This is a genomic window from Marinitoga sp. 1138 (assembly GCF_013363265.1).
Classification (GTDB): Bacteria; Thermotogota; Thermotogae; order Petrotogales; family Petrotogaceae; genus Marinitoga; species Marinitoga piezophila.
Map to the genome: position 1 here is coordinate 1 of NZ_LBFA01000011.1, position 14,039 is coordinate 14,039.

16 protein-coding genes are annotated in these 14,039 nt (G+C 30.2%); 4 read left to right on the top strand and 12 right to left on the bottom strand.

The window, feature by feature from the left end; genetic code table 11:
* The first annotated feature begins 330 nt into the window (after nucleotides 1–330).
* From XO11_RS04175 to XO11_RS04185, 3 genes are read left to right on the top strand one after another with little or no spacing between them, the layout of a single operon-like run.
* Complete coding sequence (locus XO11_RS04175) at nucleotides 331–1,281, top strand: ABC transporter transmembrane domain-containing protein (RefSeq protein WP_014296330.1); 951 nt, start codon at nucleotides 331–333, stop codon at nucleotides 1,279–1,281.
* Nucleotide 1,282: 1 nt separating this feature from the next.
* Nucleotides 1,283–2,062 (top strand): ATP-binding cassette domain-containing protein, encoded by a 780-nt coding sequence (locus XO11_RS04180; RefSeq protein WP_175418211.1) that lies wholly within the window; start codon nucleotides 1,283–1,285, stop codon nucleotides 2,060–2,062.
* Complete coding sequence (locus tag XO11_RS04185) at nucleotides 2,025–2,957, top strand: ABC transporter ATP-binding protein (protein ID WP_175418212.1); 933 nt, start codon at nucleotides 2,025–2,027, stop codon at nucleotides 2,955–2,957. The genes XO11_RS04180 and XO11_RS04185 overlap by 38 nt, the downstream gene beginning before the upstream one ends.
* Before the next feature lie 50 nt (nucleotides 2,958–3,007).
* Here XO11_RS04185 and ppdK read toward each other — a convergent pair whose 3' ends face one another.
* From ppdK to XO11_RS04210, 5 genes are read right to left on the bottom strand one after another with little or no spacing between them, the layout of a single operon-like run.
* Nucleotides 3,008–5,671, bottom strand: a complete 2,664-nt coding sequence (ppdK, locus tag XO11_RS04190; RefSeq protein ID WP_014296333.1) for a pyruvate, phosphate dikinase — start codon at nucleotides 5,669–5,671, stop codon at nucleotides 3,008–3,010.
* Between the two features lie 46 nt (nucleotides 5,672–5,717).
* Nucleotides 5,718–6,734: an NAD(P)H-dependent glycerol-3-phosphate dehydrogenase gene (locus XO11_RS04195; protein ID WP_255370590.1), complete on the bottom strand. Its 1,017-nt coding sequence runs from the start codon at nucleotides 6,732–6,734 to the stop codon at nucleotides 5,718–5,720.
* 36 nt (nucleotides 6,735–6,770) lie between these two features.
* Entirely contained in the window at nucleotides 6,771–7,166 is a 396-nt protein-coding gene (locus XO11_RS04200) for a MazG nucleotide pyrophosphohydrolase domain-containing protein (protein WP_014296335.1), read from the bottom strand.
* A gap of 9 nt (nucleotides 7,167–7,175) precedes the next feature.
* On the bottom strand, nucleotides 7,176–8,081 hold the full coding sequence (locus tag XO11_RS04205; RefSeq protein ID WP_075780429.1) for an ABC transporter substrate-binding protein: 906 nt from the start codon (nucleotides 8,079–8,081) through the stop codon (nucleotides 7,176–7,178).
* 14 nt (nucleotides 8,082–8,095) lie between these two features.
* The gene (locus XO11_RS04210; protein WP_175418213.1) at nucleotides 8,096–9,379 is read right to left on the bottom strand and encodes a hypothetical protein; all 1,284 of its coding nucleotides are present in this window, start codon (nucleotides 9,377–9,379) and stop codon (nucleotides 8,096–8,098) included.
* Between the two features lie 103 nt (nucleotides 9,380–9,482).
* Here XO11_RS04210 and XO11_RS04215 point away from each other — a divergent pair, with 103 nt between their 5' ends.
* Nucleotides 9,483–10,607 carry a sugar MFS transporter gene (locus tag XO11_RS04215; RefSeq protein ID WP_014296338.1) on the top strand — a complete coding sequence of 375 codons (1,125 nt, stop codon included), beginning with the start codon at nucleotides 9,483–9,485 and terminating at the stop codon, nucleotides 10,605–10,607.
* A gap of 44 nt (nucleotides 10,608–10,651) precedes the next feature.
* On the opposite strand, the gene rplQ is transcribed toward XO11_RS04215, so the two are convergent.
* The 7 genes from rplQ to infA all read right to left on the bottom strand — a co-directional run bounded on the left by rplQ (nucleotide 10,652) and on the right by infA (nucleotide 14,020).
* On the bottom strand, nucleotides 10,652–11,062 hold the full coding sequence (gene rplQ / locus XO11_RS04220; RefSeq protein ID WP_014296339.1) for a 50S ribosomal protein L17: 411 nt from the start codon (nucleotides 11,060–11,062) through the stop codon (nucleotides 10,652–10,654).
* Between the two features lie 5 nt (nucleotides 11,063–11,067).
* A complete protein-coding gene (locus tag XO11_RS04225) occupies nucleotides 11,068–12,117 on the bottom strand; it encodes a DNA-directed RNA polymerase subunit alpha (RefSeq protein ID WP_014296340.1) in 1,050 nt (349 codons plus the stop codon).
* A gap of 89 nt (nucleotides 12,118–12,206) precedes the next feature.
* Nucleotides 12,207–12,836 carry a 30S ribosomal protein S4 gene (rpsD, locus tag XO11_RS04230; protein WP_014296341.1) on the bottom strand — a complete coding sequence of 210 codons (630 nt, stop codon included), beginning with the start codon at nucleotides 12,834–12,836 and terminating at the stop codon, nucleotides 12,207–12,209.
* 21 nt (nucleotides 12,837–12,857) lie between these two features.
* Complete coding sequence (gene rpsK / locus XO11_RS04235) at nucleotides 12,858–13,241, bottom strand: 30S ribosomal protein S11 (protein WP_014296342.1); 384 nt, start codon at nucleotides 13,239–13,241, stop codon at nucleotides 12,858–12,860.
* Nucleotides 13,242–13,256: 15 nt separating this feature from the next.
* Nucleotides 13,257–13,625 carry a 30S ribosomal protein S13 gene (rpsM, locus tag XO11_RS04240; RefSeq protein WP_014296343.1) on the bottom strand — a complete coding sequence of 123 codons (369 nt, stop codon included), beginning with the start codon at nucleotides 13,623–13,625 and terminating at the stop codon, nucleotides 13,257–13,259.
* 22 nt (nucleotides 13,626–13,647) lie between these two features.
* Nucleotides 13,648–13,764 (bottom strand): 50S ribosomal protein L36, encoded by a 117-nt coding sequence (gene rpmJ, locus XO11_RS04245; protein ID WP_014296344.1) that lies wholly within the window; start codon nucleotides 13,762–13,764, stop codon nucleotides 13,648–13,650.
* A 4-nt stretch (nucleotides 13,765–13,768) separates the two neighbouring features.
* A complete protein-coding gene (infA, locus tag XO11_RS04250) occupies nucleotides 13,769–14,020 on the bottom strand; it encodes a translation initiation factor IF-1 (RefSeq protein WP_014296345.1) in 252 nt (83 codons plus the stop codon).
* Nucleotides 14,021–14,039: the final 19 nt, after the last annotated feature.

Sequence of the window (14,039 nt, forward strand, 5' to 3'; positions counted from 1 at the left end):
GAAGAATTGATTTATTGATTTTAAGACAGCGCTTGAGATGATTTTTTACAATCCAGAAAAAAAATCTTCATTTTTTTCTGGTATATTCTATTTGTTAATTTCAGGTTAATTCATTTATGTGAATATTTTAGAAAACTTTTTTACAGGAGGTATCCACAGATGAGAAGAAGAGAGATATTATCAATTTAAAAGTTAATAAAAATAAATACGACAACGGGAGAACTTTGCCTTTGTTTTTGAAAAAAGGTATGTGATTTTTTTGTCAATTTTTAACCCCGCGTTGTCGGGGTTTTTTTTGTTGCCAATTTAACTTTCGGGGGTGATAAGTTTATGAAAGAATTTTATAAGTATTTTTTTGATTTTCACAGATTATTACCAAAAAAGCTTTTTTATCAAAAAGTATTTCTTGATCTTTTATATGTTTCAAGAGAAATTATAAATCTTTTTATACCGATGATTTTTGGTAAATTGGTAAATTCTCTTGGAAGTGAAACAGTATGGATTAACCTGAAATTGTTTATAATTGTTTATATACTAAGGGATTTAATAGGTGAAGGAGAAGGATTGTTCCGAACATCTTTAAATGATGTTTCTATACCTGCTTATTTTTATCAGGTTTCTATTAAAAATGTTCTTAAGAAAAAAGATAATATTTCTCCTGCAAAAGAGATGGATAAGATTTTTGATTTTAGATATGCATATAGGTTTTTTTATGATTCATTCACTCTTTTATTTGCATTATTGCCTTTGTTGCTTGTAGCATTTACTGTTATTATTTTCGTTCAAAATATAGTTATAGGAGTTTTAACGATTATAGGCGCAATTTTTTTAACTTTCAGTGCAAATAAGAAGATGAAAGAAGCGTCAAAGGCTTCTAAATTTATGAATGATAGTGAATATAATGTTGCCGCTGTTGTGGAAGATGTTTTAAATGGATATCAGGAGATAAAGAGTTTTAGAAGTTTTGAAATACCTTTAAAATGGGTAATTGATGCTTATAAAAATTTAAAACGTTCTTATATTGCATATGGAAATGTGGAATTAAAATATGCTGTTACCTATGAAATAATAAGTGTTTTATTAAAACCCATTTCGTTATTATATTTAGGTTTTATGATTTTTTCAGGAAATATGCAGGCAGGAAATGCTTTAGCTATAATGATGTATATCGACTATTTTAATGATTATTTTTCTCTTTATTTAGATGATATGGATTATATATCCTGGATGGTTGAAAAGGCAAAAACTGCTTATAATAAATATTTAAAGGAGGTTGCATAATATGTTTATATCTTTTGAAAATGTTGAATATAAATATAATGAGACAGTGATTCTTGATAATTTTAATATTCAAATAAATAAAGGAGAAAAAATTGCTCTTGTAGGTTCAAGTGGTGAAGGAAAAACTACTATTATACGATTGTTGTTGAAATTTTTAACACCACAAAAAGGGAGAATATTAATAGAGAATAATGATTTAAAAGATATTCCAGATGAGGAATGGTATAGAAGAATTGGTGTATTGAGTCAGAATGCGCATATTTTCAACAGAACATTAAGGGAAAATCTTTTAATAGCAAAACCATCAGCAACTGATAAAGAATTATTAGAAGCACTTGAAAGATCAGGCTTAAAGAAGTTTCTTGAAAAAAGAAATGGTCTTGAAACGCAACTTGGCAGTAAAGGTGTTGCCATTTCAGGAGGAGAAAGAACAAGAATAGCGCTTACACGATTGTTATTAAAAGATCCAGAATTTCTTATTCTCGATGAACCGCTTGAAGGTGTTGATAAATTAGTGGAAAAAGAGGTTATAGAAAATATCAGGAATTTTATAAAAGATAAGACTTTGCTTTTAATTTCTCATAGATTCAGCATTTTATCCTTAACTGAAGAATTTGCTGTTTTACAGGATGGTAAGATTGTGGAAAAGGATAAATTCCATAATTTTTCTGAAAATAGTCTTTTAAAGAAATTTTTCAAGGCGGAAAATGAGCTTACTGAAAAATTCAGAAGGAGGAAGAAGAATGAAAACGCTGATAAAATGGATTATGAAATCCAATAAAAAACGTTATGTGGAAATAACTATACTTAATATTTGCGGTATTTTATCTTCAATTGCAATTTCTTATTCTGCTGTAATCAGTAAGGATATTATAAATTTTGCCATTGAAAAGAATGATAAATTTTATTTTTATTCAATTATATTTTTCTTTCTGGTTATTATAGGACATATTACATTTGGTATAAGCAAAGCATATGTTTCGTATTTTAAGGGAGGATATATGCACGATGCAGGAATATATACGTATAAAACTATTATTAATAAGAATTTTCAGGATTTTATTAAAAAAACGCCTGCACAATATGCAGAACTTTCGTTAAGAACAGTAGAAAAGGTTGCAAATACACTTTCTAATTATGCAACTATGGGTGGCCTTGTTTATTTTTTCAAGTTGTTTATTTATATGAGCACTATTTTTGTTCTTGATTATTATTCGGGTCTGGCTTCCATTTTATTTTCTATAATATTAATTTTATTATTATTGGGTTCAAATGCCTATTATTATCCAAGAAGCAAAAAATTAAATGATCTGGAATTGGAAGTAAAGGAATATGTTTCAGATATGTTTGCAGGAAAATTTGAAAGTGCTCTTTTTAATGCTATAGATCATGAAATGGTTTCTTATAATAATTATGTAAAAGATTACTGGAAGAGATTAAGAAAGCTATATATAATCGATTTATTATATTCAAATACTTCAAGACGTTTTATTTCAACATTGTTTTATTTTTATATTGTTTATAGAGGAATTAAATTAAATGATGTAGGAAAATTGTATTCTATGACAACTATATTTATTATGATAAGAATGCAACTTTATAATGCAATGGGAGCCTGGCATGCTATAAGAGAGGGTATGATAGCTGCAAAACAATTGGAAGAATTTGTTGGATAAAAATTAAAAAACACCGGGAGAATTTAATCTCTCCCGGTGTTGATTTTTTATTAGTCAGCGTAGTTTACAAATTTTCCTCTCTTGAATTTAACAGCTGCCTGTGCTGCTGCTAATCTTGCAATTGGAACTCTGTATGGTGAACAACTTACATAGTCAAGCTGTGTTTTGTGGAAGAATTCGATTGATTCTGGATCTCCTCCGTGTTCACCACAAACACCTAATTTTAATTCTGGATTTACTGATCTACCGTAATCTTTTGCAATTTTAACCATTCTACCTACACCTGTTTGATCAACGTGTTTGAATGGATCTTTTTCGTAGATTCCTTTTTCGATGTAATCGTTGATGTATTTTCCGTAATCGTCTCTTGAGAAACCTAATGTCATCTGTGTTAAGTCGTTTGTACCAAAGCTGAAGAATTCAGCAACTTTAGCAATTTCGTCTGCTGTTACAGCTCCTCTTGGAACTTCGATCATTGTACCAACTTTGTATTCAAGATCTACTCCTGCTTCTTCGATTAATTTGTCTGCTGTTTCTCTTACGATTTTGTCAAGGTATTCTAATTCTTTTACTGTTCCTACTAATGGAATCATGATTTCTGGTTTAACTTTTTTACCTTCTTTTACCATTTCAATTGCAGCAAGGATTATAGCTTTTGTTTGCATTACTGCAATTTCAGGATATGTTATAGCTAATCTTACACCTCTGTGTCCCATCATTGGGTTGAATTCGTGTAAGTTTTCTACGATTTCTTTTAATTCTTCTACACTTACTCCTAATTGTGGAGCTAATTCTTTCATCTGTTCTTCGTCGTTTGGAAGGAATTCGTGAAGTGGTGGATCCAATAATCTGATTGTAACAGGGAATCCTTCCATAGCTTCAAATAATCCCTTGAAGTCTTCTTTCTGTAATGGTAATAATTCTTCTAATGCTGCTTCTCTTTGTTCTACTGTTTTTGATACGATCATTCTTCTCATTTTCTGGATTCTGTCGCCTTCAAAGAACATGTGTTCTGTTCTACATAATCCAATACCTTCCGCTCCGAAGTTTCTTGCAACTGTTGCATCTCTTGGAATATCAGCATTAGCTCTTACTCCTAATACTCTTATTTCATCTGCGAATTCTAATAATTCAGCAACTTCTCCTTCTAATCCTTTTGGTTTTATTGTTTTTACTTTACCGAGGTAAACTTTACCTGTTGTACCATCAATTGAGATCCAGTCTCCTTCTTTTACTTTAACTCCTCTTGCTTCAAATTCTTTTGCTTCTTCATCGATTACAATTTCTCCAGCACCAACGATAGCTGGTTTACCCATACCTCTTGCAACAACTGCTGCGTGTGATGTCATACCACCTGTTGCTGTTAAGATACCTTCAGCTGCGTTCATACCTCCAACATCTTCTGGACTTGTTTCAGGTCTTACAAGGATAACTGGTGTTCCTTCTTTTGCTAATTTTTCTGCATCATCAGCGCTGAATACAACTTTACCTGTTGCTGCTCCTGGTGATGCTGGTAATCCTTCTCCAATTTCCTGTGCTTTTTTGATTTCTTCTTCATCAAATGCAGGATGTAATAATTTGTCGATTTGATCAGGAGCTACTCTCATAACTGCTGTAGCTTTATCAATTAATCCTTCTTTTACTAAGTCAACAGCGATTTTTACTGCTGCTTTAGCTGTTCTTTTACCAGTTCTTGTCTGTAAGAAGTATAATTTTCCTTTTTCTACTGTAAATTCGATATCCTGCATGTCTTTATAGTGAAGTTCTAATTTGTCCATTATTTCTGTTAATTGTTTATATACATCAGGCATCATTTCGTTTAATTTTTCAAGTGGGTATGGTGTTCTGATACCAGCAACAACGTCTTCACCCTGTGCATTTGGCAAGTATTCACCGTATTTTACTTTTTCACCTGTATTAGGATCTCTTGTGAAACATACTCCTGTTCCACTATCTTCACCCATGTTACCAAATACCATCATAACAACGTTAACAGCTGTTCCTAATAATTCTCCTTCTTTAATTCCATTGATAGCTCTATATTTTATTGCCCTTTCATTCATCCAGCTACCAAATACAGCTTCTATAGCAATCCATAATTGTTTTTTAGGATCTTGTGGGAATTCTTTTCCTGCTTTTCTATAGATTTCTTTGTATAATTCTACAACTTTTTTGAAGTCTTCTGCTTCTAATTCGATGTCTAATTTTACACCTTTTTCTTCTTTTACTTTGTTTAATGCTTCTTCAAAATCGTGATGTGGAATTCCTAAAGCAACATCACCAAACATTTGCATGAATCTTCTGTATGCATCATATGCAAATCTTGGGTTACCTGTATTTTTTGCTAATGCTTCTACTGTTTCATCGTTTAAACCTAAATTTAAGATTGTATCCATCATACCTGGCATTGAAACTGCAGCACCTGATCTAACAGATACTAATAATGGATTATCTTTGTCACCAAATTTCTTTCCTGAAACTTCTTCTAATTTTTTCATTGCTTTATCTACTTCTGCTTCAAGTGTTTCAGGGAATTTTCTATCGTGTTTCCAGTAATAGTCACAAACTTCTGTTGTAATTGTAAAACCTGCAGGTACTGGTAATCCTAATCTTGCCATTTCAGCAAGGTTAGCACCTTTACCTCCAAGTAAGTTTTTCATTTTTGCGCTACCTTCTGCAATTCCTCCACCGTAAAAATATACCATCTTTTCCATGTGTTTCTCCCTCCTTATCGAAAGAAAATTTACGAAAAATTCAAAATCAGAATTCTTCTCTTTTTAATTCCCTTCTCATTAATTCATGTATTGCCTTTTGTGGATTTTTGTTTAGATATAATACTTCATATGTTTTTTCCACTATTGGCATTTCTATTTGTAATTCTTTTATTTCTTCATATAACGCTTTACAGGTATATACACCTTCAGCAACCATATTCATGTTTTCAATGATTTCATTTAATTTTTTGCCTCTTCCTATCATTTCGCCGACATATCTATTTCTACTATGCTGACTATTACATGTAACTATCAAATCTCCAAGGCCAGCAAGTCCCATAAAGGTTTCTTTTTTAGCACCTTTTTTTTCACCATAACGGATTATTTCTGTAAGCCCTCTTGTTATTAATGCAGCTTTTGCATTATCCCAACCACCTATGCCATCAATAACCCCTGCTGCTATTGCTATTACGTTTTTTATAGAACCACCAAGTTCAACACCTATTACATCTGTTTGAGAATATACTCTGAATGATGCATTGCTAAATATTTCTTGAACCTTTTCAGCATATTCCAGATTTTCAGAAGCAGCTACAACGCTTGTTGGAACATCTCTTGCTACTTCTTCAGCATGACTTGGGCCACTTAAAACTACGTATTTTAAATCTGTAAGTATATCCTTTAAAATTTCGCTTATTCTTTCCTGTGTTTTTATTTCTAATCCCTTTGCAAGATTTACTATGATTTGTCCGTTATAATAACTTTTGAAGTTATTTGCTACTTCTCTTACTGCCTGCGTTGGCACTGCCATTACAATAATTTCCGAATTTTCTATAACTTCTTTTAAATCCATAGAAGGCTTTATGTTTTTTGGTATTGAAATTCCTGGAAGATAATAAGGATTTTCTCCGTTTTTTAAAGCATTAAAGACGTTTTCTTCTCTTGTCCATATTAAAACTTCATGTCCATTGTTTAATAATACTTTAGAAATAGCTGTTCCCCAACTTCCTGAACCAATTATTCCTATTTTCATTCTTTTCCTCCGTTTATATAACGTTTTCAATAAATATTATATCATAACTTTTGTAACAATCTGGTGTTAAAGTTTTTTATTTTTTTCTCTTTTTTCTGCTTCTTTTCGTTCTTTCCAGATTTTTGACGCTTCTTCTTTTGTTATTGGTTTATCCCAGAATAACCAGGGTTTTCTATTGGATATTTTATTTACTACTCCATTTATGATTTTTTCAGATGAAACATTATAATCACGTTCTGCAATTTTTAAAACGAGAAATGCATCATATATGAGATCTCCAATTTCTTCTTCAAGATTTTCAATATCTTCATTTTTTATGGCTTCTCTTATTTCATTAATTTCAGATTCCGTTTCGTTAAGCATATATTCTGTATTTATAGAACTTATCCATGGACATTTTTCTATATTTCTTTGAACAATGTCATATAATTTTTTAAATTCTTCCAGAAATTTTTTATCCATATATTTCACCTAATATATTAAATATAAGTCTTCTGGTATTTTTGATATTGCCCCATATTCAAAGAGATTTTTCATGTATAAGTCTGTTATTTCTTTTATATTTTTTGAGTAATATATTTCTGATCTTGTTGCTGCTTTTCTTAATACTGGTTCCGGCATTGTTTTCATTGTATCAAAAACGAATTTTATTGCTTCATCAAAGCTGTTTTTATAGAATACATTTGCTGAACATTCGTATTCATTTAATACTTTTTTTACCATCTTCATATCGTTATTTATTATTTTTTCGGATACAAATATTCCCGCTATTGGTAATTTTTCTTCTTTTAAATTGAATATGTCAGCATATACTTTTTGAAAGTCAAGCTGCGCCTTAACCTTGCCTTTTGTTTTTATTTCTGCAAGTGATACAAATGGTTCTGGAAGAACAGCTATCTTTTCTTTTCCAGCTGCAAGCATTTGTATTATTTCCGGACCACTTGTAACATATACAATTTCAAAGTCCATGTTTTTGCTTTTTTTTAATATTTTCAATATCACATCTGCTGTTTGGCCTGGGCCATGCAATGTAACTATTCTTTTTCCTTTTAATTCATCAACATTTGTAATCTTTTCTGAGGAAATTAGATAAAATGTTTTCCATAACGATACTCCTGCAAGTTTATATTTTGCGCCTTTATTCACCATCTCAATTCCAAGTGCAACAGGTAATATGATGAAATCTGCCTGTTGCTTTAACATTAATGTTTGAGCTTGATCTATTGTTCTCCAATAATCTGTTTTTAAACCCGGTACTCCATCTATATACAATCCTGCTGCTGGTAATAATGTTGGCCCCAATGGGTTATAAAACGTTGCTGAGAAAACTGAAATCATCAATAATAAAATCATTCCCGTTATTAAACCTTTTTTCATAAAAGAATCCCTCCTTATTTTAAAGAAATTGTGAATATATTTATAGTATTAAAATCTTTGGATTTTATGTATAATTCAATTTTTGTTGGATAATCATCAAGTATAGTATTAAAAGTATATATATTCCCTTTTAACCGCAGGTGTTTTTTTAGTTCACTACTGGAAAATTCTTTTTCTTTTATAGTATTTGAATAAAATACTTTTATTTTTTCAATTTTTATATTTTGTGCAAAATTTGAATTTCCATCGTATACAGAAAATTCCACCGAGAAATTTTTTCCTATTTTTTTATTTAATATTATAATTTTTCTCGGAAATGGTTTTACTTCTATTTTTAATTCACCGTTTAATTTGTAATTACCATTGTAAAATTCTACTTTATATATTCCAGGATATACACCACCTATTACTTCTATATAATTTTCATCGTAATTTATTTTTATTTTTGGAGTATATATATTGTCAGAAATTATTTTATATCCTAAATTTTTTATTCCAGGTATTAAATTTCCGTATCTGTCGTATAACTTATATTTTATTTTTTGTATTATAAAATCTTTTTTATTTTCTGAATATGTGGCAACTTTAACGATGCTATTGTCAAAGCTAATTTGTTTTATTATATCTGGAATTACGGAAAATTCTATGTCCTTTTTATTCCCATTAATGAACATGGAAAATATATATTTTCCTGGTCTGGTTAAATTATACAAATTTAACATATAAGATCCCTCAGAGATATGTTCAATATCGTATTTTACTACTGGATATAATTTTATTTCCTTTATTTTTTTTACTATGCTATTTCCATATTTATCTATAAAATAAATTTTTAATGGTATTTCAACTTTTTTATTGGCAATAAATATTTTTTTATCCAATTCTACTTTTAAATTTATGGGTGTTGCTGGAAGTATTTCTATATTTAAATCTGTTGATATATCACTATGATAAAAGGTTAATGTATATGTTCCAGCCTTTGTAAAATTTTTTAGATGCAATAAACTACCTTCCAATGTTGCTGTTGCATTAGTAGAATCAGAATTTATTTCAATTTTATCAACGTAATTTTCAGGATTTAAATTCTTTAAATCCTTTATTTCTAGATTTATCGGAATTTGTTTTTCTTTAAAAGCTATATATTTATTCTTTTCTATAATTATATTGAGTTTTTGTTCTTTTTCTATTATTTTTGCAATTTTATCTTGTTGCGCTTTTTCTTTATTAAAATCAAAAAGAGAACAACCTGATAACATCACAAGTATTATCATAATTAATATACTATATGTTTTTTTCATACTTTTCCTCCATTTTTTGATATAATTAATATTGGTTTCTATTATAAAACCTTATCCTGTTTAATTATACCTTAAAATATCAACAATTTCAAAGGAGGATTTTATGTCAGATAAAAAACTACAATTTTTTATTTTTTTTAATATATTTTTTCTTGCTATTATTGTAAATTCCATACCCCCATTAATGACTACTTTGCAGGATAATTATTCTTTAACAATAGGGTTTTCTTCTTTTTTACCTCTGGCGAGAACTATAGGAAATATGAGTGTTTCTATTATAGGAGCTTTTATAATAGCAATATTAGGTTTAAGAAATAGCCTCCTTTTAGGCATTATTTTTGAAATTCTCGGTGTTTTTTTATTTATTATTTCAAAAGATATTTATACATTGATTTTTTCTATGTTTTTTATAGGTGCTTCTATGGGACAAACTATTTTATCTTTAATTTCTATGTTTGATCATTTGCCTGAAGAATTTCAAAAATATGGATTGTTACATGCTTTTTTTGGTTTCGGCGGAATAACAGGTCCTTTGATTATATCTTTTATTTTAAGAAATAATATTAATTATAAATTTCCTTTTTATATTTATGAATTTGTATTTCTATTTATTTTCTTTTTTATTATTTTGAAAAAGGTTCCAGAAAACGTAAAATATAAAGCTTTTAAATTTACTGAAGCTCTTTCAGTCTTAAAAAATAAATTTATCATATATATCCTGGTAATTTTTATTATGTATTCCGGTGTGGAAATTGGAGCTGTCACATGGGCTGGTAATCTTTTTACTGATCAATTTAATATCCCAAAGGATTCAGCTTCGATTTTTATTAGCTTATTCTGGGTATTTTTTACAATTGGAAGATTACTAACTGATACATTGTATAAGAAATTTAATTTTACTCTTACAACTATTTTTTCATTGTTTTCAGCAATTACTTTAATTATTATGATTTCAATAAAGTCTTTTTCTCCATATGCTTTTTCAATATTAGGAATTATGCTTGGACCAATTTTTCCTGTTACACAAAAATTTTTGAATTCTCACTTATCTCATAGGGAAGTCGGCCTTGTTTCCGGAATTGTTTCTTTAAGTATAGGAATTGGTGCGTCTATTATTACAACTCTTATGGGTTTCGTGGGAGATTTTTCTATTTTATATAGTTACTTAATTCCTATTACCGGTCTTCTAATAGTTTTTATCTTTTCAATAATGGTAAGAAAACTATAATTTAATAAAAAATACCGGGCAGTAACTGCCCGGTATTTTTTATATTATTCTGCTTTTTCTTCTTCTTTATTTTCAATGCTTTCTACTAATTGTAATAATGATAATTCTGCTGCATCTCCTCTTCTGTATCCAATCTTTAAGATTCTTGTGTATCCGCCATTTCTATTTTCGAATTTTGGAGCGATTTCATCAACAACTTTGTTTGTGAATCTTCTGTCGTTGAAGTATCTGTTAATCTGTCTTCTTAATGCAACACTTCTATCTTTGTTATCTGTTGTTTTTGCTTCTTTTGCTTTTGTTAAGATTTTTTCTACTAATGGTCTTACTGCCTTTGCTTTTGCTGTTGTAGTAATGATGCTACCGTGTTCAAATACTTCTCTTGCTAAGTTTTTTAATAATGCTTTCCTATGTGAAGCGTATCTGCTTAATTTATTTACCTTTACTCTATGTCTCATGGTTATTAGGCTCCTCCCTTCTGGATCTCGTCATAATCCAACTGGAATTTCTCTTTTAATTCCTTTCTAATTTCATCTAAAGATTTTTTACCGAAGTTTTTGATTTTCATTAATTCATCTGGATCCTTCTTTAATATGTCTCTTACTGTATTGATTTTTTCTCTCTTTAAACAATTTTTTGCTCTTTTGCTTAAATCGAGCTCGTCTATTCTTGTTTCAAGAACTTCAAGACTTACATTTTTAAATTCTTCTTCTACTTCCTGACCAGCAATTTCTTCTGAAACATTTGTTTCCATTGATTCTGGAATAGCTTCAGCTTCTGTTAAATCTATCTCTTCTCTCCATGATGAGTAGATTATATTAAAGTGTTCAATTAATATTTTTGTGGCTTTTACCAATGCTTCTTTCGGATCTATAGATTTTTTTGTCCATACTTCAAGTATTAATTTATCATAGTCTGTTCTTTTTCCAACACGAACTTTTTCTGTGAGATAATTAACTCTAATTACAGGACTATATACACCATCTATATAAATCATTTCAATGTCCTTTGAAAGATCCATTTCTGATGTTGATACAAATCCTTTTCCTACTGTTGCATATAATTCCATTTCAAATTTTTTGTTTGCATTCATTGTTGCAATTTTAAAATCAGGATTTGCAATTTCAATACCTGGTGGTGTAATTATGTCTCCTGCTTTAATTTCTGCTGGTCCCATTTTTTCTATTCTTAAAACTATTGGTTCTTTTAAATTTCCAATGTTATCAAAATCTACAACTTTTAATTCAACTTTTTTAAGGTTAACTGTTATTTCAAGTATATCTTCCTGTACGCCTTCAATTACATCAAATTCGTGTAATTTACCAGGAATTCTTATGCTTGTTATTGCAAGCCCTGGTATTGAGGATAATAATACTCTTCTTAATGCGTTACCTATGGTAACCGCATATCCTCTTTCAAGAGGCGACAGGACAAATCTTCCATATTTGTATTCTAATTCTTCTGATTCTTCTAATGTTTCTAATATCATCTTTTCCGGTTTTACAAATTCCATTCATTACCCCCAATTTAGCTTTCCTAAATTGGAGTGCACCCCCTTTCTTTTTGTTAGGCGCGTTGTTGCGATCATCATACAAACAACTATTATTTTGAGTAAAGCTCGATAATAGCCTGTAAGTCTACTGGTACATCCATTTCGTCTAATGTTGGTAATCTTAAGAATGTTCCTTTAAATGCATTGTAATCTACTTCTATCCAGTCTAACTTTCTGTTTGCCTTTTGAGCTAATTCGATTCCCTGTTTAATTGGTAATGCTGATCTGCTCTTTTCTTTTACTTCAATTACATCTCCTGGTCTAACTCTGTATGATGGTATATCAACTTTTTTACCATTTACAAGGAAGTGACCATGTCTTACTAATTGTCTTGCTGTTCTTCTGTTTACTGCAAAACCCATTTGATATACAACATTGTCAAGTCTTGTTTCTAAAACTCTCATTAAGTTTTCTCCTGTGTTACCTTCTTTTCTTGATGCTTCTTCAAAGTATCTTCTGAATTGTCTTTCTAATACACCATAAATTCTTTTTAAAGCCTGCTTTGATCTTAATTGCATTCCATATTGTGTTGGTTTTTTAGCCTGTTTTCCGTGCTGACCTGGTGCGTATGGTCTTTTTGCAATTGCACATTTATCTGTATAACATCTTTCGCCTTTTAAGTATAATTTAAATCCTTCTCTTCTACAAAGTTTACAAAGAGATCCTATATATCTTGCCATTACATTCCCTCCTCTTTGGCCTTACATTCTTTTTCTTTTCTTTGGTCTACAACCGTTATGAGGTATTGGAGTTTTATCTTTTATATTTTCAATTGCCAATCCTGCTGCTTGTAAGGTTCTTATTGCTGATTCTCTTCCAGCTCCTGGTCCTTTTACATATACATCAAGTCTTTTTACACCATATTTTAAAGCTTCTTTTGCAACTTTATCTGCTGCTAACTGTGATGCATATGGTGTTCCTTTCTTTGTTCCTGAAAAACCAGCTGTTCCTCCACTTGCCCAGAATAATGTATTTCCTGCTGGATCTGTTAAAGTGATAATTGTGTTATTGAATGTTGATTGAATATGCACAACTGCTTTTTCAAGAGATATCTTCTTTTTCTTTTGTGCTGATCTTCTAGCCATTGCTAAACCTCCTTATTACTTTTTCTTACCGATTTTTGAAGGTCTTGGACCTTTTCTGGTTCTTGCATTTGAATGTGTTTTTTGTCCTCTTACTGGTAATCCATTCTTATGTCTGTAACCTCTGTATGATCCGATTTCGATTAATCTTGAAATATTTTTCTGAATTTCCTGTCTTAATTCACCTTCAACAAGGTAATGTTCGTTGATGAAATGTGTAATTTTACTGATTTCATCATCTGTTAATTCTTTTGCTCTTTTGTCAGGATCAATTCCTGTTGATTCTAATATTTCCATTGCTCTGTGTCTTCCTATACCATAAATATATGTAAGAGCAATGAATAACTTCTTGTTGTTTGGTACTTCAACACCCAAAATACGTGGCATTCAACTTTCCCTCCTTTAAAAATTATCCCTGTCTTTGGTTGTGTTTAGGATTCTTTGAACAAATTACCCAAACTCTTCCTTTTCTTCTGATAACTCTACAGTGTTCACATCTTTTTTTAACTGAGGCTCTTACCTTCATTTGCTCATTCCTCCTCGCTGCTTGGATTTTTCTTTATTCTTTCTCTTCTTATTATTCTTCCTCTGTTTAAATCATATATTGATACTTCAACTATCACTCTATCTCCTGGAACTAATCTTATAAAGTTTTTTCTCATTTTTCCAGAAATATGTGCCAATATTTTATGACCATTATCCAATTCCACTCTAAAAGTAGCATTTGGTAATGACTCAACAATATGACCTTCCATTACAATAACATCATCTTTTTTTGCCACGATAATCACCTCTCGGGCC